We start from the raw sequence: 20,606 nt of genomic DNA on the forward strand, positions 1-20,606 counted from the left end.
ATTCATAATTAAGATTTTAATGGTGGAAAAATAAACCAATTTTACAAAGGGATAACATTCTAGTTTAAATAAAAAAGCTCCGAAGAGCTTTAACTAATGACATAAAGCTTTGGTCGAGGTTTAGATTCTTCATATTTAATTAAAGAATCAAATGTTAGTTCATTAAAGTCTTTTTCAGATATACGAATTTCATCGAGCATTTTCTGCTTACTAAATTTTGGATCTGAAGCTAATGTTAAAATTAATTTAGGAAGCATTACGCTTTCATCACGGTGAGTTTCGTTAGGCTCATTAATGTGATAACCTAAGGTATTAATTTTCATAGAGTTACTTCGATAAAACCAATCTGTTATACGTTGCAATTTATGCGATTTATAATTTATAGCCTTTAAACATGTTCGCCATACTTTCTTATAGTCGATCATATTTTCAATCGTTAAATAAGAAGGAACTGTACTTAAAAAACCTTCAGTAGGCATTAAAAATTCTGAAGCAAACTTATCTGCTTCAGTTTCTAAAATGCGATTGTCTACTTCATTGCGGACATATTTATTATGTGTGTGCATAACGGTGTGGCCTAATTCATGCGCACAATCGAATCTTACCCGTTCGGCAGATTTTGTATCATTCAAAAAAATAAACGGTGAGCCTGATTCATCATCAAAAAAAGAAAGGGCATCAATTTCTTTTTTTGTATAAAAAACCCCGCACTAAGCGGGGTTTATTTTTATCTGAGTATTTAAGAATTAAACACGTTCGATAATGGTCGCAATACCTTGACCCAAACCAATACACATGGTCGCAAGACCAATTTGTGTATCTTGCTGTTCCATCACGTTCAACAACGTCGTTGTGATACGCGCACCAGAACAGCCCAATGGGTGACCCAATGCAATCGCACCACCGTTCAAGTTTACACGGTCTTGTTGGTCATAAATGCCTAAGCCTTTAAGAACAGATAAACCTTGTGCTGCGAATGCTTCGTTCAGTTCAAATGTTTGAATATCAGCAATCGACAAGCCAGCACGTTTAAGCGCTTTTTGAGTTGCTGGCACTGGACCATAACCCATGATCGCCGCATCACAGCCTGCAACCGCCATCGAGCGAATCACAGCACGTGGCTTAAGACCTAAAGCTTGAGCACGTTCAGCAGACATCAGCAACATTGCAGAAGCACCGTCAGACAACGCTGAAGAAGTCGCAGCAGTCACAGAACCACCTTTCGGGTCGAATACTGGACGTAAAGCCTGGAACGCTTCAAGGTTAGCATCTGGACGAATGACTTCGTCTACATCGCACAGGACTTTGAAGCCATTTTGGTCATGACCTTCAACACCAATAATTTCGTTTTTGAAACGACCTTCTTGGGTTGCAGCCCAAGCACGGCGGTGAGATTCCACACCAAACGCATCCTGTTCTTCACGGGTAATGCCGTTCATACGACCGAGCATTTCAGCGGTTAAGCCCATCATGTTCGACGCTTTTGCATAGTGCTTAGACGCTTCTGGGTTAAGGTCGATGCCGTGCATCATACCTACGTGGCCCATATGCTCAACACCACCAATAATAAACACGTCGCCTTGACCGGTCATGATTTGTGCCGCAGCCGTATGGATCGCTTGCATCGAAGAACCACACAGACGGTTAACGGTTTGACCTGCAACAGTCTTCGGTAAATCAGCCAATAACGCAATGTTACGGGCAATGTTCATCCCTTGTTCCAGGGTCTGATTCACACAGCCCCAGATCACGTCTTCAACTTCATTCGGGTCGAATTCGTTACGTACCATCAGGGCACGGACAAGTTCAGCAGACAGGCTGTCCGCACGTACATTGCGGAACATACCGTTTTTGGTTTTACCCATTGCTGAACGTACGCCATCGACGATGACAACGTCACGTGGATTTAAAGTAGCCATTCACGTTGCTCCTTAACCGTAGAATTTTTTGTTGTTAGCAGCCATTTCACGCAACATTTCTGGCGCTTCATAAGCTTTACCAAGGTGCGCATACTTATTGCAAAGCGCAACATATTCAGCTACACCGGTTTGATCTATGTAACGGCATGGACCACCACGGAATGGAGGGAAACCGACACCCATGATCATTGCCATATCTGCTTCAGAAGCAGTCGCGACAATGTTGTCTTCCAGGCAACGAACCGTTTCGTTACAGAAAGCCAGCATCATACGGTCAATGATTTCCTGAGCGTCAAATTCACGTTTTTCCACAGTTGCAACAGAGGCCACAAGCTCATATGCAGTTGGATCAACCACTTTGGCTTTTTTGCCTTTACGGTCAAGTTCATACTTGTAGAAACCCACGTCGTTCTTTTGCCCCAGACGTTTGTTCTCATACATGGTTTGAATCGAACCTTTGAAGTCCGGTTTCATACGATCCGGGAAGCCTTCAGCCATCACTTCTGCACCATGCACGCCAGTATCAATACCGACCACGTCCATCAGGTAAGCAGGGCCCATCGGCCAGCCGAATTTTTCCATCACTTTATCGATTTGCTGGAAATCAGCACCATCTTTAAGCAATAGGTCAAATGCACCGAAGTAAGGGAACAATACGCGGTTGACCAGGAAGCCCGGGCAGTCATTCACCACGATTGGTGTTTTACCCATTTTCTGAGCAAGTACCACAGTCGTTGCAATGGCTTCGTCAGAGGTCTTCGCGCCACGGATCACTTCAACCAAAGGCATCATATGTACCGGGTTAAAGAAGTGCATCCCCACGAAGTTCTCAGGACGTTGCAGGCTTTCAGCCAGACGCGTGATCGAAATCGTAGACGTATTTGAAGCAATGATGGTGTTCTCACGTACTGATTTTTCAGTATCAGCAAGTACAGCAGCTTTGATTTTAGGGTTTTCAGTTACCGCTTCAATCACGATATCCACTTCTTTAAACTCTTCCAGGCTTAAAGTCGGACGGATACGTGCAAGCGTTTCACCCATTTTCGCTGGTGTCATTTTTTTGCGTTCAACCTGTTTGGTCAACAGTTTGTTCGCTTCAGACATACCCAATGCAAGCTGTGGATTACCAATATCTTTCATGATGATTGGTGTGCCTTTGCTCGCCGCCTGATAAGCAATACCACCACCCATGATCCCAGCGCCAAGTACCGCCGCCTGGTTTACCGGATGCGCACCTTTTTCGTAGCGCTTCGAGGTTTTTTTCACGATCTGATCGTTCAGGAACAAACCGATCAATGCACCTGCTTGTGGCGTAACTGCAGCTTTGGCAAAGCCTTCAGCTTCAACTTTTAACGCGTCATCACGATGCAGGCTCGCACCGGCCTGTAATGAATCAAGCAGTAATTTTGGCGCCGGATATTGAGCCGGATTGGCCTTGGCCAAAACCATGCCTTTCGATGAGTTAAACGCCATCATCTGTTCAATCGGGCTGAGTTTAACCGGATCCAGTTTTTCCTGACGCTTGGTTCTCCAGTCTAAACGGCCATGAATCGCCTGTTTGACCAGATCAAGTGCAGCATCTTTAAGTTTGTCAGCAGCAACCACCGCATCTACAGCACCGTCTTTTAGTGCAGCAGCAGGCTTTTTCGGGTTGGCCATGGCCATCCATTCTACGGCGTTGTCGATACCGATCAGACGGCTTAAACGCACTGTACCACCGAAGCCCGGGAAAATGCCCAGCTTGATTTCAGGCAGACCGACTTGCGCCTGTTCTGACATGACACGGTAGTCACACACCAGACACATTTCAAAACCACCACCCAGTGCCATGCCATTAATGGCCGCCACTTTAGGAATGTCGAGATCTTCGAAGCTGTTGAAAATTTCATGTACCGGCATCGCCCAGTCAACAATTGCTTGTTCACCCTGAGCAAAGTTATCGCCGAATTCTGTGATATCGGCACCGACAATAAATGTAGATTTGCCTGAAGTGACAATCAGACCTTGAATATCGGCATGGGAGACGGCTTCAATAGCAGCCTTGAAATCTTCAATCGTTGCACGGTTGAATTTGTTAACAGACTCACCTTGTAAGTCAAAGCGGAATTCTGCAATCCCGTCCTCTAGCATTTGGACGGTAATGGCATTGCCAGCGTGGATCATGCCCTGATCTCCTTTATTTTGGAGGACTTCTAAGTTGATGTTGTGAAGCAAATGCGCATATCCCGCGCACTTTTAGACTTCGCTAATCTTACGATAACTATATCCAAAAAGAACATAACAAGTTGTATCAAGCCGTGACGCAAGGGTCATCAATTTTTGCCGAATCGATTCCATCTGCGCTGTATTTTTGTTGCCGTTTTTGACCACAGCCTGAACTAAAGATTCTGTTTCAATTCATTATTTTTTATCGATTAGCCTGATTGATATGGAGCAGGGTGGACAATATTCAAGGGCAGGCTTTACCGCTCTTTGGTCAATTCAGTCAATTATCGGCCTGTGGAACAAGGAAAATCAGGGCTGAATCTCGCTCAGTACAGGGCGTGCAGGCATGTATAGATATTTTCGGATCAGCCGCAATAAAACTGCAGTTGATTGTTTTAGTCGAGGGTTTTCTGAGGATTTCAGCCCCAGCATGCCTATGTTGATGCTAGGCCTGAAATAACAGTGCTTCTGTTGAATATGACCTCTGTCATCTGGCACAGAATTGTTTATGATGATTAGGCACATAGATATGGGGATCTCGATGCACGTGTTTCGTTCTAAAAAAGACTGGTGGTTACTGGCTTTTGTGATTTGTATGAGTGGCCTGCTGCTGCAACTGCTGTTGACCATGCAGGCTAAAGGGACCATGCAGCAGTATCCGCTGCATACCGCTGTGTATATTCTGACTATTATTATCCTGTGGTGGCCGCTGTGGAGTACGCGCTATGTGGTGGACAATGGGGTATTGACCATAAAAAGCCTGTGGTTAAGCTGGCAGATTCCGTTGAGCGCCATCCAGTCCATTCAGCCGACAGATCACTCTATCATTGCACCGGCCTTGTCCTTAAAGCGTCTGCGGATTGACTATAGGGAAGACGGCGTGCAGAAATTTGTATTGGTTTCACCTACAGATCCGACCGCTTTTAGACAGGCAATTCAAGCAAATAAAACGGATAGTGAGTCTGCATGATTTAAGCTTTTGCTTGCTCAGGCAGAACCACAAATTGTCCATCGACACAGTCCAGATGCAGACTGAACTGCTCGGGCTGGCTTAAAAAATACAGCGCCAGAACCGGTTCCAGTTCGGTACGCAGCTTGCGGCCCAAATGCCGGGCGCCGTAACGAATATCATAGCCCTGATAGAAATAGGCTTTGGCTGCATCCGATAAATGTACTTGTCGGTTTTGATGTTGCAGGCGTTTATTGAGTTTTTCCAGTTCAATTTCGACCAGACGTGGCAGGGCATCATGCTGTACCGCCTGATAATGCAGGCTGCGGTCAATCCGGTTTAGAAATTCAGGATCGAATTTACGCTGCATGACTTTTTCAATAATGCGCTGGGTGGGTACATGTTTCAGGCACAGTGCCTGTATTTGCTGTGGCAGGTAGCTGAGTTTTTCCAGATATTGCTGTGCCGCCTGTGCGCCGACATTACTGGTCATAAAGATCATGCAGTTACGGAAATCAATAGTTTTGGTTCCAGCTGTCAGGGTCAATCTGCCAGTATCCAGCACATTCATCAAACCACGAATCACCTCGTTACTGGCTTTTTCCAGTTCATCAAACAGCATGATGCCGGGACGGGTATGGCTGCCGGCAATCGCCGTTTCATCAAACAGGCTGTGACCTTCTTTAGAACCGACATAACCTGGCGGCGCACCGGTGAGTGCCGCGGCATAATGTTCCTGTGCCAGAGTGTTCATGTCAATCCGGCAGAAAGCATCCGGACGACCATAAATCGCTTCGGCAATCAGACGCACGGTTTCAGTTTTACCCACGCCGGTTGGGCCGAGCATCAAGGTGACCGAGAGTGGACGCTCCGGACTGGAGAAATCGGCCTTGACCACATGCAGCATTTTTTCAATTTCATTCAGTGCGGCATCCTGTCCAATCATCCGTTCACGCAGCAATTGCATCACGTGATTCGGCTCGAAATGAAAACGCGGTTTGCCAATCCGGCGATCACGCTCAGAGGGGTGATGGGTGGAGCTGGATGGTTGAACAATATGGATGCCCGATTGCTGCATGGTCATGCGAATCATCTCAAAACTAGACCCTTTGAGCATAGCAAAGTTAAAGGTTGAAATTTAGAGCTTTTAGCAATCAGATCATGCGGAGAAAGCTATAGATTGCAAAGATGGCTGAGCTATAGTTTTAAATTGGGTGTCAAGTTGAGGGGAATTTTGTGTTTTCGCTTGAAAATAACCGAATAATCATCACATATATCTGCAGATTGCATGTAAAAAATAGGCTTTAGGTGAACGAAAACGCACGTCCTCATATCGAGAAAATTCTGGCCAATATGACCAGCCTGCCCGGGGTCTACCGGATGTATGGCAAAGACGGCGAACTGTTGTATGTGGGGAAAGCCAAAAATCTAAAAAACCGGGTCTCCAGCTATTTTGTCAAAACGCTGGATCATCCCAAAACCCAGGCCTTGGTGGCGCGGATTTATGATATTCAGACCTTGGTGGTGCGCTCTGAAACCGAAGCCTTGTTGCTGGAACAGAACCTGATCAAGCTGCATCATCCGCCGTATAACATTATGCTGCGCGATGATAAATCTTATGTCTATATCTTTGTTTCCGCAGATAAACCTTATCCACGACTGGCCAGTGGGCGCGGCAAGGGCAAGCATCAGGTCGGCAAGTTTTTTGGGCCTTATCCGAGTGCCTATACCGCCCGGGATACCTTGGTAGTGCTGCAAAAACTGTTTAATGTGCGTTCCTGTGAAAACAGCTTTTTTGCCAACCGAACCCGTCCTTGTCTGCAATACCAGATCAAGCGCTGTTCTGCGCCCTGTGTCGGATTTATCTCTCCGGAAGACTACAAAGCAGATGTGGATAACTCGATTCACTTTTTGCAGGGCGATACCAAGGAGCTGAATCAGGAACTGATCGCAAAAATGGAAGCGGCAGCCGAAGCTCTGGAATTTGAAAAAGCCGTGTTCTATCGCGATCGGATGGCACTGTTAAGAGATGTGCAGTCACAGCAGGCGATTTATAAGCTCAAAGGCGAAGCCGATATCCTGTCTATTGCTTATCAGGCCGGGGTGACCTGTGTGCAGATCATGCATGTGCGCAACGGTAAAATGCTCGGCGGAAAAAGCTATTTCCCGGATATGCTCAGTGATGATCTGGGGCAGATGCTGGCCGATTTTATTGCCAATTTCTATTTTCAGGTGGCGGATGAAATTCCGGCCGAGCTGATTGTCAATGTCGAAGTGGCCGATCGCAAGGAACTGGAAGCTGCCCTGTCGCAGCATTTTGATAAAAAAATCCAGATCAAGTCCAAGGTTCGTGAAACCCGCGCGGAATGGCTGGAACTGGCACAAATGAATGTACAGCATGCGATTCAGGGCAAGTTGGCCAATCATTTTGAACTGAATGACCGTTTCCATCAGCTGGAACAGGTGGTCGGCCGCCCGGTGGACCGGATCGAATGTTTTGATATTTCGCATACCATGGGTGAAGACACTATCGCATCTTGTGTGGTATTTGATAGTGGTGGGGTACGTAAACGTGATTATCGTCAGTTTTCCATCCATGACATTCAGGCGGGCGATGACTATGCCGCCATGCGTCAGGCTTTGACCCGTCGTTATAAAAAAGCCATGCTGCCAGATTTACTCCTGATTGATGGCGGCAAGGGGCAACTGCATATGGCGATGGAAGTGATGCAGGAACTAGGGCTGGAGGCCTTTATGGTCGGTGTGTCCAAAGGCGAGGGGCGTAAACCCGGTCTGGAAACCCTGCACTTTACCGATGGTCGCAAGATTCAGTTGCCAGAAGATCATAAGGCACTCCATTTGATTCAGCAGGTGCGGGATGAAGCGCATCGCTTTGCGATTACCAAGCACCGCGCCAAACGCGATAAAAAACGCGGTTCATCGGTACTAGAAGTCATTCCGGGCCTTGGGCCAAAACGCCGTCGTGACCTGTTGACCCATTTTGGCGGGATTCAGGGCGTACTGAAAGCCTCAGAAAGAGATCTGCAACTGGTGCCGGGATTGGGTTCAGTCATGGCACGGATGATCTATAAAGTGCTGCATGAATAATTATCAAGCCCAATGCAAGGGCAAAAGAGCACATTGACGCACGGGTCATTGATCATTCACAGCAGAGCAAGCTTGACTCAATATACTGAGGATCAAGACTCACTGAGGGATCAACATGTCTTTGCAGGCGCTTTATGCACAAATTTCCGAACAGGAATGGGTGGAATTTCCATCAGGATGGTTACAGGGGCGCACCCTGTATGGTGGTCTGGCTGCAGCAATGATGATGCAAAAAGCGGTTATTCAGATCAATGATCCGGTCAAACATCTGCTCAGTTGCAGCGTCACCTTTGTTGGGCCGATCCAACAGGCGAAAGTGCGACTAAGTGCTGAAATTTTGCGGGAAGGTAAGTCGGTCACCACCATCGAAGTGCGTCTATGGCAAGACGAGGTAGTACAAAGTATTCTGATTGCCAGTTTTGGTATCTCGCGTGACTCGGAAATTCAGGTGCAGCAAGAAGAACAGGCACCTGACTATGCTGCACCAGAGCAGCTGTTGCAGATTCCTGCTGGTTATGGCCTGCCAGAATGTTATGACCATTTTGAAATCGCCTGGGCGGACGTCAATCTGCCTTGTAGTGCCAGCTCACGTCCGGACTTTGGCGGCTGGTGCCGTTTTCATCCTGAAAAGCATAGCAATCGTGAATTCCTGATCGCTGACCTGATGGCAATTTTCGACATCTGGCCACCTGGTGTACTGCCGATGTTTAAAAGTATGGCACCCGCGAGTAGTCTGACCTGGAGCGTGACCTATGTGCATCCGCTTCAGCATCAACTGCATGATTGGTTTAAATATAAAGTATTTACGGATCATGCTACGGATGGTTATGCAACCGAGCATGCCTATCTCTGGGATGCAGAAAATCGCCTGATTGCGATGGCAAGACAAACAGTGACGGTGTTTGCCTAGTGACACTGACAGCCAATTCGTATAAAGTGAAGCCTATTAATGATGGATCAAACCTCTAAAAAAGTGTGCATTTTCATCGTACATGAGGGGAACAATTGGCGGTGTCTATGACTACAGGTCGTATCCTGAATATTCCAAATATCTTGACCTTGGCGCGTATCGCTCTTATTCCGGTATTTTTATTGGTGGCTTACTGGCCGCCTGCAATGGGCTTTGAAGCCAACCATTCTGACATGACACGGCATATTATTTTGACCACGATCTTTGTAGTGGCTGCAGTGACGGACTGGTTTGATGGCTATCTGGCTCGAACTTTAAACCAGACCTCTGCTTTTGGCCGTTTTCTCGATCCGGTCGCAGATAAATTGATGGTCGCAGCTGCGCTGATTGTATTGGTGCAATGGCAACCTTCGATGTCGATGGCTTTTGCTGCGATTGTAATTATTTCACGTGAAATTACTGTTTCAGCATTACGTGAATGGATGGCAGAACTCGGTGCGCGGACCAATGTTGCGGTTTCAACAGTGGGTAAATACAAAACGGCTTTTCAGATGATTGCGATTACCGTGTTTTTGCTGAACTGGCCACCGCTAGAAATGCTGGCGTATGCCTTGTTGTACACAGCAGTCATCCTGACTTTATGGTCGATGTTTATTTATCTGAAAGCGGCTTGGCCCTATTTGAAACAGCCTTAATCGAAATGAAAAGAGAAGCTCCTTGAAAGGGGGCTTTTTTTATGCGCTTAAATTATCAAGCCAATCGGCAAATTGCAGGCAAAAAAATACCCAGCCTTTGGGGGAAGAACTGGGATGAAATCGGGGTATTTGTTGCTTATTATTATAGTTATTCAAAGATATCTCATCTTCTTAGAGCTCATTATAGAGAGACCATTTTACAAAATCATATGACTTCTTGTAGCAGATTGTTGTGTTTTGTGATCGGTTTGTATGTAGGATTTACAATCTATAATTTTGATACAAATATGAATGTTTTTCAGCAGGATAGTGGCTGACTATTGGCGGGGGATAGGCTAGGTAAAAATGCTTTTTAATCCTTCAGCTTTTGTCTAAAAAGTACAGAATACCGGCCGCCGCCCAATCAAAACCCTGAATTCAAGACATCAATAACTTAGCTTGCTGCTATTACTCTGTTCTTGAAATTTGAAAGCGCTATTGGAAAGAAAGATTTATAATTTCAGAAATGAAAAAGAGCCTCAAAAGAGACTCTTTTAGATTAAAGCCTACGCGCAGCATAGCTGCTTGTCTTGCGTTCGGGTGGAGCAGCGCTCCACTAATCCTCACTCAGGCTTTAGCCCTTCAGCTTTTTCCAAAGTTTCGTCATTGCTAAAGAACTTTTCACGTTGTTCTTCTAGAAACTTTTTCGCATCAGCTTCAAACACGTTTAAACGCTTTTCATTAATTAGCGTGGTTTGGTGTTTTAGCCATTCTTGCCAAGCCTGTTTAGACACATGGTCAAACAGTTCCTGACCCTTGGGACCTGGGAAGGGTGCAAAGTCCAGGCCTTCCATTTCTTGTTGATACTTACGGCAAAAAACTTGTCGAGACATATCCATACTCCAAAATTATGCGTAAAGTTGTTCCAAACGCGCATGTGCGCGCTCAATGGCTGCTTTCACTTGAGCAGGCGCGGTGCCACCAATGTGGTTACGTGCATTTACAGATGCTTCAAGAGTTAAGGCTTTTTCAAATACGTCTGCTTGAATCAGGTCAGAGAACTGTTGAAGTTGCTCAAGTGTCAGCTCAGACAAATCTTTCGACTCTGCAACACCCAGTGCTACAGCTTTACCTACAATCTCGTGCGCATCACGGAATGCCACGCCGTTTTTTACCAAGTAATCAGCCAGGTCAGTCGCAGTTGAGAAACCACGTAGTGCTGCTTCGCGCATTTCAGCAATGTTTGGAACCAGTGCAGGAATCATGTCGGCAAATGCCATGAGTGAACCGCGAACGGTATCAATTGCATCGAACAATGGCTCTTTATCTTCTTGGTTGTCTTTGTTATAGGCTAGTGGCTGGCCCTTCATTAAAGTCAGCAGGCTCATCAGGTCACCATAGACACGACCAGTTTTACCACGTACCAGTTCAGGTACATCCGGATTTTTCTTCTGTGGCATGATTGAAGAGCCTGTACAGAAACGATCTGGAATATTCACGAATTTGAACTGCGCTGAAGTCCATAGAATCAGTTCTTCAGACATACGAGACAAGTGCATCATAATTAACGATGCAGCGGCATTAAATTCAATTGCAAAATCACGATCCGATACTGCGTCTAAAGAGTTTTCAGCAACGGCTTCAAAACCTAACAGCTCAGCGGTGTAAGCACGCTCAATCGGGTAGGTGGTTCCTGCAAGTGCAGCAGAACCCAGTGGCATACGGTTGACACGTTTACGGCAATCAATCAGACGCTCAGAGTCGCGTACCAGCATTTCAAACCAGGCCATTAAGTGATGACCAAAAGTCACCGGCTGAGCGGTTTGTAAATGGGTGAAGCCCGGCATGATGGTATCGGTATTTTTAGCCGCCAAGCTTAAAATACCTTTTTGTAATTTTTCGAGTAATTTTAAAATCGCATCAATTTCATCACGTACATAAAGACGAATGTCAGTTGCGACCTGATCATTACGGCTACGGCCAGTGTGTAATTTCTTGCCTGTGATGCCAATACGCTGAGTCAGGCGCGACTCAATGTTCATGTGCACATCTTCTAGGTCAATGCGCCATTCGAACTTACCTGCTTCAATATCGGCTTGAATGGCAGTCAGACCTTCGATGATGTCATCGCGTTCCTGTGCCGTCAGTACGCCTACTTTGGCCAGCATGGTTGCATGGGCAATCGAGCCTGCAATATCCTGTTTATAAAAACGTTGGTCAAATTGAACAGATGCTGTAAATTCAGCAACAAAAGCATCAGTCGCTTCAGAGAAACGACCACCCCACATACCCGAAGTCTGGGCTTGTGATGGATTAGAGGAATTAGAAGATGTGGTCATGTCGGCTCAATCAGATTAAAAGCAGTAGAACGAAAAAGAGTATAACAAATTCAAAGCCTATTGCCGAAGTCACATCTGCTCAATCTTTCGCATCGATAAACAGGCAAACACAAAGTTCCTATTTTTTTAGCCAGATTGGCAATCTTCGCTATTTGCTGGAACTGTTTGTCGGCGGCAATATTCTGGCCATGATTCTAGCGCTCGCAGAAGCACAGTCGTGGCAAGCTTTAAATGCGATGCATCTGCTGCAATATATGCTGTATATCAACTGGGTACTGTTATGTTTTGCAGCACTGGTGGAATTATTCCATCAGGCCTTTCAGCATATGGGGATTAAGCTGGCGCTCATTTCCGGTTTTTTGCTACTACAGGCCATTGTGGTGCTGACCACCATCAGTCTGAATGTTGTGATACATTTTGGAATGAATTTTAATTTTCAGGGCTTAAACCTGGCAATTGCCCTGGATCAGGTTGGGTTACATCTCAGTTTGGGTGTTTTGCTCGGTATGTTTTGTTTTCGCTACCTGTATTTGCGTGAACAATGGGAACAGCAGCAGCATAGTGAACTGAATGCCCGGATTCAGGCCATGCAAGCGCGGATTCAACCGCATTTTCTGTTCAATAGTATGAACAGTGTGATTAGCCTGATCAGCATCGATCCGGATAAAGCCGAACATATGCTGCTGAATCTGTCCCGCTTATTTCGTGCCAGTTTTCAGGAGTTGAAACTGGTCAGTCTGCAAGAGGAAATTGATCTGTGCCAGCGCTATCTGGAGATTGAGCAGATCCGTTTGGGTGAACGCCTGCAAATCGAATGGAAGTTAGAAAACAAAGACTTATACTCACAAGTACAAATCCCATTATTAACTTTACAACCCTTGTTAGAAAATAGTATTTTCCATGGAGTTGAAAAAATTCTCACAAAGAGTACGATAAGCATATTGGTTGAAATATTGCAAAATCAAATTAATATCATTATTACTAACCCTTATACGCAGGATAATAAAACTTTAAAAAAGGGGCATGGTATTGCAATAGAAAATGTCAGACAGCGTCTGCAAGCTTATTACGGACCCAGTATGACCTTTCAAACCTTTGCCGGCGAAGGGATGTTTACGACGGTAGTGCGATATCAATATAAATAAAAATAAATCAAAGAAATCGCAGTTAGCTTTATCATGTATTTGATCATGTTAACTGGGTAAGGAGGAGCAATGGACATCCTGATTTGTGATGATGAGCCTTTGGCTGTCGAGCGATTATCACGTTTAGTCTCTCAGCTGGGGCATGATGTGGTGGCGACTGCAAGTCATGGTCGTCAAGCGATTGATCTGGCTCACCAATACGAACCCGATGTCATACTATTAGATATTCAAATGCCTGAAATGAATGGCCTTGCTTGTGCGCAGTATTTGCGTCAGCTGGACCCGATGCCGGCAATTATCTTTTGTACGGCCTATGACCAACATGCGCTGGATGCATTTAAATCAAATGCCGAAGGCTACTTGCTTAAACCCGTGATGCAACAGGAATTGGCACAGGTTTTGGAGCACTTAACTAAACTTACCCAAGCTCAGATGAGCCAACTAAAACAAAAAGAAAATATGGACGAAATCAATATCAGCCGCCAGCAGATTGCGGCAAAGACCTATCGTGGTGTCGAATTGGTGCCAGTTGAAAATATCTATTATTTTCTGGCGGATCAGAAATATGTCACTGTACGTCATAAAAACGGCAGTGTACTGATTGATGAAACCTTAAAGGAGCTAGAGCAGGAGTTTGGGAACCAGTTTATCCGGATTCATCGTAATGCCTTGATCTCGGTGAATTATCTGGATGGTCTGGAAGTGGTCAGTTCAGGTCAGTATCAGGTGCGTTGTCGTGAGCTGGACGACCGTTTAGCGGTCAGTCGGCGACATTTGCCATTTTTAAGGGATCGGATTCAAAAGCTATAGCAGGAATCAATGAGAGCATTCAGTTGAAACTTGTATAAATTCACTTGCATTTTAAAGTGAGCAGGTTAAGTTTAGACTATTGTTCTCATTTACTGTTATTGAAATTTATGAAGACCCTAAAAATTGCAACTCGACAAAGTCCACTTGCGCTTTGGCAAGCGGAACATATCCGTGCGCGCCTACAAGATTTGCACGCTGGTTTGCAGGTCGAGTTAGTCACTTTTGTTACACAGGGCGATAAAATCCTAGATACGCCGCTGGCCAAAATTGGTGGTAAAGGTCTATTTGTAAAAGAATTAGAAGCTGCTTTACTCGATGGCCGTGCCGATCTGGCCGTACATTCCATGAAGGATGTACCGATGGCATTGCCGGAAGGGCTGAGCCTTGCGGTGATCTGTGAGCGTGAAGATCCACTGGATGCCTTTGTCTCGAATACCTATGCCAGCTTTGATGAATTGCCACAGGGCGCCAAAGTGGGCACTTCCAGTTTGCGCCGTAAAACCCAGATTTTAAAACAGCGTCCTGATCTCGAAATCATTGATTTGCGCGGTAATGTCGGTACACGTTTGTCCAAGCTGGATGCCGGTCAGTATGATGCGATTATTCTGGCCAGTGCCGGTTTGAAACGTTTAGGTCTGGCAGAACGTATTCGTCATACTCTGACTCCTGAAATCAGTCTACCGGCCGTAGGTCAAGGTGCACTGGGGCTGGAATGCCGTACCCATGATCAGGCGGTACTGGACTTGATTCAGCCATTATTACATGCAGAAACGGATGCCTGCGTGCGTGCTGAGCGTGCCTTTAATGCCTATCTGGAAGGCGGATGTCAGGTGCCGATTGCCGGCTATGCCACGCTCCAGAATGATGCGATTTCAATCGAAGGTCGCGTTGGCAGTGTTGATGGAACGGTTTTGCTGCGTGCACAGCACACTGGAAAAATTGCAGAAGCTGAACAGTTAGGGGTGGAATTGGCCAAAAATTTACTCGATCAAGGTGCAGGCGAGTTGCTGAAAGCACTTTATTCAAACTGATGTTACTGATTAATACCCGTCCGAGTGAGCGTGCTGCGGGTTTGACTCAGCAGTTACAGGCAGCGCAGATTTCTGTACTAGAATTGCCTTTGCTGGAATTGCACGCACAGCCTTATTCCGACGAGCTGTTACGCTTGTGTCGCCAGCTGGATCAGGCCAAAATCATTGTGGTGGTCAGTCCGACTGCCGCCCAGATTGGCATGCAATATTTACAGCAAGCGGAAATTATCTTATCGCGCTTGGCAGATGTGCAATGGGTGGCGGTGGGTAAAGCCACTGAGCAGGCGCTGGCTGGTTATGGTATTCAAAGTCATGTGCCTGAACTTGAAACTTCGGAAGGCATGTTGCAATTACCCGTGTTAAGGCAACTGCCTGCTGGCTCAGCTGTGGCCTTCTGGCGCGGAGAAGGCGGCCGTCAATTTATGATGGATCATCTGCGCGCAAATAATATCAAAATTTTGAATTTTATTTTATATCGGCGGCAATGCCCCGCAAGCACAGCAATGATTTTGGCAGAAAACCTGGCATTGCTTGAGACGCAGCAGCGCTTTGCCGTGCTAATCAGCAGTGAAGCAAGCTGGTTAAACTGGCTGACATTAATGCAGGATAATTCGGATTTAATGCATCAGGCCCGTTATTTGGTTTTGGGGCCGCGTTTGGCCACTCTTCTTGGGGAATATCAACAACAGCATCAGGCAGGGTTTGAATTTGTGCAAATTGATGATTTAGAGGCGAATACGATCTTGCAAAAAATGAGACTGATACTAGGGAACGCATGAAGAAACTATTTATTGTATTTTTCATTTTGAGTGTGGTGTGGCTCATCAAACTCAGCTATGACCTTTATGTTCTCAATGCAGCGCAGACTGGACTTCATCAAGGTGTTAAACAGTTGCAGCAGCAAAATGCCAATCTCAATGATCAGTTTGTGGCATTAAAACGCCAGTTTACCGCCCAGCAGCAAAATGCAGGCACTCCCTCAGCTCAGGCAGCAGCTGCAGTGCTAACTGCTGACACGCAGAATGATATTGCTCTCGTACAACAGCAGCTGGATCTGATTGAATTTGCACTGCAACAGCAACAATATGCCACCGCTATTGAAAAACTAAACCACCTGCAGAATGAGTTGGATGAGTATGTCTTGGCGCCCGCCTTGGTCAGTAGTCTGCAGCAAGTGATTGCGAAAGATCAGGACATGCTGAAAAAATTCGTCAATAGTCGCTTGGTGCAGCAAAATAAATTAAAAGAAGTATTGATGCAGATGGATGCTGAAATTGAAAAAGAAATTCAGGCTCCGCATCTTCAAAGTTTGGAAACTCAACGCTCTTTCTGGCAGCGCTGGATTCAGATCGAAGCTGCAGAGCAGCCGAGTACCGTATTAATGCAACGGCATCTGGTATTGAAAGAAGCTCAGTTGCGCTTGCTCATTGCACAAAATACGTTGCAGCAAGATCAATCTGTCGCCTTTCAGCAAGCGTTGAATGCGGTGATTGATGTCTTGGAGCAATTACCGGATGCACGTAGTCAGTACTGGATTCAGCAGTTGCATCAAATCAAGGCCACACCGGTCACTCCAACGCCTTTATTAAATACACGCACCTTAGTTGGCTAATTGCTTATGAAACAGATTTTGCTGGCCTATTTATTTATCTGCCTACTGGGTATAGCGGGGCTGAGCATCCTGAGTTATGGGCATGGGGCCGGCTATGTCTATTTATATTGGCGTGAGTGGCAGTTACAAACCACATTGTGGTTTTTGGCGGCCTCACTGGTCACGTTCAGTTTTCTGATTCATTGCCTCTGGTACGCGATCAAACAGTATCGCAGCCGTGAACAGCGTAAAAATGAAACCGTATTTAGTTTTGCCCATTTACATCCTTATGAACAACTGGCTGTAATCTGGTTATTAAATGCAGCTCAGGATCAACGGGATTTTATTCAGCAGTCTTTTAGCAAGTCGGGCTTACTCAAACATATTATTGATGCACGATTATCTTGGGGGCAACAGCAATATACAGATGCCTTGACTGCTTTAAATCAGTCTAACCCGATGGCATTTGAGTTGGCAGAATTGCAGCGAATTGAAATTTATTTATCGCAACAGCACGGTGAGCAAGCACTGACTCATTTAGAATTTTTAAATCAGCATGAATTATCACCATGGTTAATACAGGTGAAACCAGCCTATGAACAGCGACTCACCACATTATGGGGTGTATTTGCCCTACAGTTTCCCTGGTTATATTTACGCTCGACTAAATATGGACATTTAGAACAAGAAGTAAAAAAAATATGGCTTGAACAATTATTATTGGCCTATGATCAAGCCACACAAGATGATTTAATTTATTTACAACAGCGTTATTTAGATTTAAAAAAGCAAGTATTTGATCGTGACTATACAGTCAAGTTATTATGGTTGAAATTATTATTCAGAATACCTGAAATGAGTGCCGAACATGAAACAATGGCAATTCATTTATTAGAGCAACAATTTAATCAGGACGTATTTTATTTGTGGTTTCAACAGCAATTGTTACGGCAGAACCCGGATTATGATCATATTGCACAGCAGATTTCGCATTGGGAAACCAAGTATCCGGCATTACCGATTTTGAGTTTTGCAAAATGGCATGTGTTACAGGCCACCGGTTATACAGAGGAAGCCCAGCATTTGCTTGACTTATATCCTGATGATATTCGTATGAGTTATTTGAGAATTAAAGCGGCCTTACAAGACCGTGAAGACTTGCTCCAGCAGTTAAATGCAGTATTTGAATCCAATGTAAACTTTATCGAAATTAAAATTTGAGAATCATCATGTCAGAATTACAACAATATCCAGTGGTTTATGCACAGAGCGTGGCATGGGGAGACATGGATGCATTGGGCCATGTGAATAATGCCATGTATTATCGTTACATAGAAAATGCACGTCTGGCTTATCTGAATGCATTGGATTTACTGAATGAATCGGTCTCTACGGTGGTCTCTTCAAATCAGTGCCGTTATTTAAAACCGGTGGTTTTTCCAGATCATTTAAAAATTGCAGCACGTATTGAAGAGATTCGAAATAGTGCATTCCGCATGCATTATTTATTATGGAGTGAAAAACAGCAAAGTATAGTAGCAACTTCTGAAGCGGTTATTGTTTGTATTGATCAAAAAACCCTGCAGAAAACTCAAATTCCAGAACATATCCGAAATAAAATCGAAGCACTTGAATTAACAGCCGGACATGAAATCTAAAAAATGAATTGATTATTTAATTTTGTCATTATTTCTAAACTTTATTGTTATTGATTTAAATATTTATATTGAATGTTTTATTTAATATAAATATGATGGGGTATTATTTAACAAAACAAATAATATTATTTAATCGGAGAGCATTATGCCAGATATTACTCATTTATCAGTAGAAGAGTTAAAGCGTTTACAAGCCGAAGCAGAATCACTGATTGCTTCAAAAAAAGACCAAGAGATCGAAGATGCTTATCAGCAAATCTTGGCCGTTGCTGACAAAGTAGGTATGACGGTTGAACAGTTACTTGAATTTGGCGCGTCTAAACGCAAGAAATCATCACGTAAATCGGTAGAGCCACGTTATCGTAGCAAAAGCAACCCAGATGACACCTGGACGGGTCGTGGCAAGCAGCCGCGCTGGTTGGTGGCAGAGCTGGACAAAGGTGCCAAGCTTGAAGATTTCTTGATCTAAGCCTCGATTTGATCTCGTCATTAGGCTGTCATACAGACAGTCTAAGATTGCTGAACCAAGCATGATTGCTTGGTTTTTTTATATCTATGAATTGGCGTTGGGAAAAAAGTGTGCATAATGTGTCTGTATAAGGAAAACATTATAAATGGGGATTTAGACTTGAGATATTGGTCGTGGTGGGATGAGCAATAAACCTAAAACTTTAAGATGGTTCATCCTTGCTCTTGTGGCGTTTTTTGTCTTTGTGATCCTGCAAGTGCCAGCTGCCTGGTTGATTTCAAAATTTTATAAAAATAATCAGGCCTTGCACAATGTAAACGGGAATATCTGGCAGGGCAGTGCTGACTGGAAAAAAGGTAATTTGCGGGGCAGCCTGAACTGGAAAGTACGGCCATTGGACTTGCTATTGCTGCGAGTTGGGGCAGATGTTGAATTGCATAGCGGCAATACTCAGCTTTCAGGGGTCATGGGCTATGGGCTGAATAAAGCCTTGATCGTCAAAAATCTTGAGGGTCAGCTCGCGCCGGAAACCTTAAAAAAAGTGGCAGACTGGCAATGGCCAGCGACTGCTATTCAGTTTAAAGAGCTGGATTTTAAATATAAACAGGAACAAGGCTTCAGTCAGGTGACCGGGCAAATGCAATGGGCGGGTGGTGAGCTGATTTATAGCTTTGCCCAGCGTCAGGAACGTATGAATGTACCGGCCATGACCGGACAACTGGCAGATGAGAGCGGACAGCTCTTACTCAACGTTCGGGATAACCGAGAGCAACGTATGCTGAATATAAAGCTTGATCCCAGTCTGATGCTCGATATCCAGCTTACCCAGCGCTTTTTAATGAATGCACCCTCCTATGAAGGTAAAGCTGGCCTGGATACTTATGTGATTAGTACCCGCCAACCCCTAATGGGAGGCTTGAACTAATGGCCATTTCTCTTGGCGATCTAAAAAATATCGATCTGAAACAGGCCAATCGTGTTGCGCCTGTCGTGTTGCTGTTGTTGATTCTATATTTATGCTGGAAACTGGCGGCCATGTTCTGGTTGCTGATTGCACCACCTCAAGCTATGCAGCTGGATCGGGTAGAACTGGGTTCACAACAGGCGCAAATCCCCAATATCAGTGCATTTTCGCTGTTTCAGGAAAGTGGACAAACAGCAGCAGGAGCAGAAGCTGCCAATATTCTTTTGCAAGGCGTGGTGGTTGCCAGTCCAAGCTATAACTCTTCTGCAGTGCTGAAAGTCAATGATCAGGTGGATCGTTATCGCGTTGGAGAAATGCTGGGCAGTAGTGGTTTTGAGCTGGCCGAGGTCTATTGGGATCGGGTCATTCTGCGCAGAGCAACCGGTGCCACTCATGAAGTGTTATTCAAGGGTCTGGAAAATGGCTTGAATCAGCCGATCGTGCCGGCAACCCCAGCATCTAATACGATGTCTGCTCCATCTTCGATTATGAATAGCGCAGCTGAAGCACAAAATCTGCCTTCAGCGCAAAATGAAATCGGTCGGGCAATCCAGCAGATGCAGGAAAACAAGGATCAGTATTTACAGAATATGGGGGTCAGTGCGTCGGATGGAGGCTTTGAAATCACTTCCCGGACACCAGCTGCACTGCGTAATCGACTCGGTTTAAGACCGGGAGACCGGATTTTATCTTTAAACGGTCAGACGCTATCGCAGGGGCAAACCGAGGCGCAATTACTGGAACAGGCTCGACGTGAAGGTCAGGTCAAACTCGAAATAAAACGTGGTGATCAGACGATGACCATACAACAAGATTTGAAGTGATGTGTCATCA

20 protein-coding genes and 1 pseudogene are annotated in these 20,606 nt (G+C 45.1%); 15 read left to right on the forward strand and 6 right to left on the reverse strand.

The features are described 5' to 3' along the window. Positions 1–89: 89 nt before the first annotated feature. The 3 genes and pseudogenes from FTU40_RS01950 to fadB form a co-directional block, all read right to left on the reverse strand. Positions 90–692 (reverse strand): annotated as a pseudogene (locus FTU40_RS01950) (ImmA/IrrE family metallo-endopeptidase); the annotation flags it as partial. 54 nt (positions 693–746) lie between these two features. Then, the gene (gene fadA, locus FTU40_RS01955) at positions 747–1,919 is read right to left on the reverse strand and encodes an acetyl-CoA C-acyltransferase FadA (RefSeq protein WP_180039571.1); all 1,173 of its coding nucleotides are present in this window, start codon (positions 1,917–1,919) and stop codon (positions 747–749) included. Between the two features lie 12 nt (positions 1,920–1,931). After that, the gene (fadB, locus tag FTU40_RS01960) at positions 1,932–4,082 is read right to left on the reverse strand and encodes a fatty acid oxidation complex subunit alpha FadB (protein ID WP_005173108.1); all 2,151 of its coding nucleotides are present in this window, start codon (positions 4,080–4,082) and stop codon (positions 1,932–1,934) included. Positions 4,083–4,665: 583 nt separating this feature from the next. Between fadB and FTU40_RS01965 the strand changes: the two genes are divergently transcribed. After that, complete coding sequence (locus tag FTU40_RS01965) at positions 4,666–5,094, forward strand: PH domain-containing protein (RefSeq protein WP_180039573.1); 429 nt, start codon at positions 4,666–4,668, stop codon at positions 5,092–5,094. 1 nt (position 5,095) lies between these two features. On the opposite strand, the gene FTU40_RS01970 is transcribed toward FTU40_RS01965, so the two are convergent. Next, entirely contained in the window at positions 5,096–6,157 is a 1,062-nt protein-coding gene (locus tag FTU40_RS01970) for an AAA family ATPase (RefSeq protein WP_100534497.1), read from the reverse strand. 224 nt (positions 6,158–6,381) lie between these two features. Between FTU40_RS01970 and uvrC the strand changes: the two genes are divergently transcribed. The 4 genes from uvrC (at position 6,382) to FTU40_RS01990 (ending at position 10,103) form a co-directional block, all read left to right on the forward strand. Next, positions 6,382–8,181 (forward strand): excinuclease ABC subunit UvrC, encoded by a 1,800-nt coding sequence (uvrC, locus tag FTU40_RS01975; protein ID WP_180039575.1) that lies wholly within the window; start codon positions 6,382–6,384, stop codon positions 8,179–8,181. A gap of 115 nt (positions 8,182–8,296) precedes the next feature. Beyond that, the gene (locus FTU40_RS01980) at positions 8,297–9,091 is read left to right on the forward strand and encodes a thioesterase family protein (protein ID WP_180039578.1); all 795 of its coding nucleotides are present in this window, start codon (positions 8,297–8,299) and stop codon (positions 9,089–9,091) included. Positions 9,092–9,198: 107 nt separating this feature from the next. Continuing rightward, on the forward strand, positions 9,199–9,786 hold the full coding sequence (gene pgsA, locus FTU40_RS01985; protein WP_005095228.1) for a CDP-diacylglycerol--glycerol-3-phosphate 3-phosphatidyltransferase: 588 nt from the start codon (positions 9,199–9,201) through the stop codon (positions 9,784–9,786). A gap of 41 nt (positions 9,787–9,827) precedes the next feature. Continuing rightward, positions 9,828–10,103, forward strand: a complete 276-nt coding sequence (locus FTU40_RS01990; RefSeq protein WP_100329464.1) for a hypothetical protein — start codon at positions 9,828–9,830, stop codon at positions 10,101–10,103. Between the two features lie 285 nt (positions 10,104–10,388). Here the strand turns inward: FTU40_RS01990 and FTU40_RS01995 are convergent, their stop codons facing one another. Together FTU40_RS01995 and argH are read right to left on the reverse strand one after the other, a co-directional pair. Next, positions 10,389–10,658: an oxidative damage protection protein gene (locus FTU40_RS01995; protein WP_180039580.1), complete on the reverse strand. Its 270-nt coding sequence runs from the start codon at positions 10,656–10,658 to the stop codon at positions 10,389–10,391. Positions 10,659–10,673: 15 nt separating this feature from the next. Next, a complete protein-coding gene (argH, locus tag FTU40_RS02000; RefSeq protein ID WP_180039582.1) occupies positions 10,674–12,104 on the reverse strand; it encodes an argininosuccinate lyase in 1,431 nt (476 codons plus the stop codon). Here argH and FTU40_RS02005 point away from each other — a divergent pair. From FTU40_RS02005 to FTU40_RS02050, 10 genes are all read left to right on the forward strand, one after another. Then, the gene (locus FTU40_RS02005) at positions 12,095–13,249 is read left to right on the forward strand and encodes a sensor histidine kinase (RefSeq protein ID WP_180039585.1); all 1,155 of its coding nucleotides are present in this window, start codon (positions 12,095–12,097) and stop codon (positions 13,247–13,249) included. The genes argH and FTU40_RS02005 overlap by 10 nt on opposite strands. Before the next feature lie 69 nt (positions 13,250–13,318). After that, positions 13,319–14,059 carry a LytTR family DNA-binding domain-containing protein gene (locus FTU40_RS02010; protein ID WP_005095238.1) on the forward strand — a complete coding sequence of 247 codons (741 nt, stop codon included), beginning with the start codon at positions 13,319–13,321 and terminating at the stop codon, positions 14,057–14,059. Positions 14,060–14,166: 107 nt separating this feature from the next. Then, positions 14,167–15,090 carry a hydroxymethylbilane synthase gene (hemC, locus tag FTU40_RS02015; protein WP_100354892.1) on the forward strand — a complete coding sequence of 308 codons (924 nt, stop codon included), beginning with the start codon at positions 14,167–14,169 and terminating at the stop codon, positions 15,088–15,090. Further along, positions 15,090–15,869, forward strand: coding sequence for a uroporphyrinogen-III synthase (locus tag FTU40_RS02020; protein ID WP_180039587.1), 780 nt, complete (start codon positions 15,090–15,092; stop codon positions 15,867–15,869). Before hemC ends, FTU40_RS02020 begins: the two co-directional genes overlap by 1 nt. Further along, the gene (locus tag FTU40_RS02025; RefSeq protein ID WP_180039589.1) at positions 15,866–16,702 is read left to right on the forward strand and encodes a hypothetical protein; all 837 of its coding nucleotides are present in this window, start codon (positions 15,866–15,868) and stop codon (positions 16,700–16,702) included. The genes FTU40_RS02020 and FTU40_RS02025 overlap by 4 nt, the downstream gene beginning before the upstream one ends. A gap of 6 nt (positions 16,703–16,708) precedes the next feature. Beyond that, the gene (locus tag FTU40_RS02030) at positions 16,709–17,902 is read left to right on the forward strand and encodes a hypothetical protein (RefSeq protein ID WP_100354889.1); all 1,194 of its coding nucleotides are present in this window, start codon (positions 16,709–16,711) and stop codon (positions 17,900–17,902) included. Positions 17,903–17,910: 8 nt separating this feature from the next. Beyond that, complete coding sequence (locus FTU40_RS02035; RefSeq protein ID WP_180039591.1) at positions 17,911–18,339, forward strand: thioesterase family protein; 429 nt, start codon at positions 17,911–17,913, stop codon at positions 18,337–18,339. A gap of 142 nt (positions 18,340–18,481) precedes the next feature. Continuing rightward, entirely contained in the window at positions 18,482–18,808 is a 327-nt protein-coding gene (locus tag FTU40_RS02040) for an H-NS family nucleoid-associated regulatory protein (protein ID WP_167381258.1), read from the forward strand. 181 nt (positions 18,809–18,989) lie between these two features. Beyond that, on the forward strand, positions 18,990–19,733 hold the full coding sequence (gspN, locus tag FTU40_RS02045; RefSeq protein WP_180039593.1) for a type II secretion system protein N: 744 nt from the start codon (positions 18,990–18,992) through the stop codon (positions 19,731–19,733). Continuing rightward, the gene (locus tag FTU40_RS02050) at positions 19,733–20,596 is read left to right on the forward strand and encodes a type II secretion system protein N (RefSeq protein ID WP_074383927.1); all 864 of its coding nucleotides are present in this window, start codon (positions 19,733–19,735) and stop codon (positions 20,594–20,596) included. Before gspN ends, FTU40_RS02050 begins: the two co-directional genes overlap by 1 nt. Positions 20,597–20,606 lie beyond the last annotated feature (10 nt).

It is taken from the genome of Acinetobacter sp. YH12100 (assembly GCF_013419135.1).
Classification (GTDB): domain Bacteria; phylum Pseudomonadota; class Gammaproteobacteria; order Pseudomonadales; family Moraxellaceae; genus Acinetobacter; species Acinetobacter pseudolwoffii.

Excerpts from the sequence above, each read along its gene's own strand:
- fadA (WP_180039571.1), bottom strand. The coding sequence starts at position 1,919 with ATGGCTACTTTAAATCCACGTGACGTTGTCATCGTCGATGGCGTACGT.
- FTU40_RS02030 (WP_100354889.1), top strand. The coding sequence starts at position 16,709 with ATGAAACAGATTTTGCTGGCCTATTTATTTATCTGCCTACTGGGTATA.
- fadB (WP_005173108.1), bottom strand. The coding sequence starts at position 4,082 with ATGATCCACGCTGGCAATGCCATTACCGTCCAAATGCTAGAGGACGGG.
- FTU40_RS02035 (WP_180039591.1), top strand. The coding sequence starts at position 17,911 with ATGTCAGAATTACAACAATATCCAGTGGTTTATGCACAGAGCGTGGCA.
- pgsA (WP_005095228.1), top strand. The coding sequence starts at position 9,199 with ATGACTACAGGTCGTATCCTGAATATTCCAAATATCTTGACCTTGGCG.
- FTU40_RS02050 (WP_074383927.1), top strand. The coding sequence starts at position 19,733 with ATGGCCATTTCTCTTGGCGATCTAAAAAATATCGATCTGAAACAGGCC.
- FTU40_RS02010 (WP_005095238.1), top strand. The coding sequence starts at position 13,319 with ATGGACATCCTGATTTGTGATGATGAGCCTTTGGCTGTCGAGCGATTA.
- FTU40_RS01980 (WP_180039578.1), top strand. The coding sequence starts at position 8,297 with ATGTCTTTGCAGGCGCTTTATGCACAAATTTCCGAACAGGAATGGGTG.
- FTU40_RS02005 (WP_180039585.1), top strand. The coding sequence starts at position 12,095 with ATGTGGTCATGTCGGCTCAATCAGATTAAAAGCAGTAGAACGAAAAAG.
- FTU40_RS01990 (WP_100329464.1), top strand. The coding sequence starts at position 9,828 with ATGCGCTTAAATTATCAAGCCAATCGGCAAATTGCAGGCAAAAAAATA.
- FTU40_RS02020 (WP_180039587.1), top strand. The coding sequence starts at position 15,090 with ATGTTACTGATTAATACCCGTCCGAGTGAGCGTGCTGCGGGTTTGACT.
- hemC (WP_100354892.1), top strand. The coding sequence starts at position 14,167 with ATGAAGACCCTAAAAATTGCAACTCGACAAAGTCCACTTGCGCTTTGG.
- FTU40_RS01995 (WP_180039580.1), bottom strand. The coding sequence starts at position 10,658 with ATGTCTCGACAAGTTTTTTGCCGTAAGTATCAACAAGAAATGGAAGGC.
- argH (WP_180039582.1), bottom strand. The coding sequence starts at position 12,104 with ATGACCACATCTTCTAATTCCTCTAATCCATCACAAGCCCAGACTTCG.
- FTU40_RS01965 (WP_180039573.1), top strand. The coding sequence starts at position 4,666 with ATGCACGTGTTTCGTTCTAAAAAAGACTGGTGGTTACTGGCTTTTGTG.
- FTU40_RS01970 (WP_100534497.1), bottom strand. The coding sequence starts at position 6,157 with ATGACCATGCAGCAATCGGGCATCCATATTGTTCAACCATCCAGCTCC.
- gspN (WP_180039593.1), top strand. The coding sequence starts at position 18,990 with ATGAGCAATAAACCTAAAACTTTAAGATGGTTCATCCTTGCTCTTGTG.
- FTU40_RS02025 (WP_180039589.1), top strand. The coding sequence starts at position 15,866 with ATGAAGAAACTATTTATTGTATTTTTCATTTTGAGTGTGGTGTGGCTC.